The sequence below is a fragment of the Vibrio sp. 378 genome (assembly GCF_033339435.1).
Window position 1 is genome coordinate 1 of record NZ_JAWOUO010000589.1, and the last position, 684, is coordinate 684.

At 45.6% G+C, this 684-nt stretch carries 2 protein-coding genes and 1 pseudogene; 2 read left to right on the forward strand and 1 reads right to left on the reverse strand.

Features of this window, described 5'->3' with window-relative positions; all coding sequences use genetic code 11:
• On the forward strand, positions 1-165 hold a 165-nt coding region (locus R7Q48_RS27700), incomplete at its 5' end, for a NapC/NirT family cytochrome c (RefSeq protein WP_318133489.1).
• An 11-nt stretch (positions 166-176) separates the two neighbouring features.
• Entirely contained in the window at positions 177-311 is a 135-nt protein-coding gene (locus R7Q48_RS27705; protein ID WP_005463497.1) for a TIGR02808 family protein, read from the forward strand.
• Between the two features lie 171 nt (positions 312-482).
• On the opposite strand, the pseudogene R7Q48_RS27710 reads toward R7Q48_RS27705, so the two are convergent.
• Positions 483-684 (reverse strand): annotated as a pseudogene (locus R7Q48_RS27710) (class I poly(R)-hydroxyalkanoic acid synthase); the annotation flags it as partial.

Consider the following 684-nt stretch of genomic DNA (forward strand, 5'->3'; position numbering starts at 1 on the left):
CGTAACTGTCACGAGTTTGATTACATGGACTACTCACAGCAGGGTTCGCGTGCGGCGGCTCAACACTCAACAGCGTTAGCTTCTGGCGACAAGACCTGTGTAGATTGTCACACAGGTATTGCTCACAAGCTGCCTGACATGAGTGGCGTTGAAGGCTGGCAATAAGGAGACAAACCATGAGTACTTTAGAATCTGTGATTTGGCATATCCTTGGATACAGCGCAATGCCAGTAATTATTCTTTCCGGCTTTGTAGGAGTAGCAGCAGTCTCTTTATGGCTACTCTCACTAGGTAAGGATAAAGAGGTTTAACCGCAAGGTTAGTTCATCTCTACCCCGTCAACTTTTTATTGCCTATTTTGTTGACACTAAGCGCCGAGCAAATGCTCGGCGCTTTTTTGTTTTTTATAGTGTAATGGCAGCTTATCCGACCATAAAAAAAGCGACCATGTAGGCCGCTAAAGATTACTGCTATAGGGAGTTTTAAGACTCTTTCACAGGCAGAACTTGCTTAACGTATTGTCCTGGCGCTTCGTCAATTACTGGGTAATTTTCTGAGCCCACAGGGAATGGTTCAACCTGCTCTTGCGGGTTGTATTGCAATAACCATTCGTTCCAATGCGTCCACCAAGAACCTTCTTTGTGTTCTGCATGGCTCAACCACTCAACAGCTGAGTCATCAAGC

Bases quoted from the DNA above. Each gene is read 5' to 3' on its own strand.
- R7Q48_RS27705 (WP_005463497.1), top strand. From the start codon at position 177: ATGAGTACTTTAGAATCTGTGATTTGGCATATCCTTGGATACAGCGCA.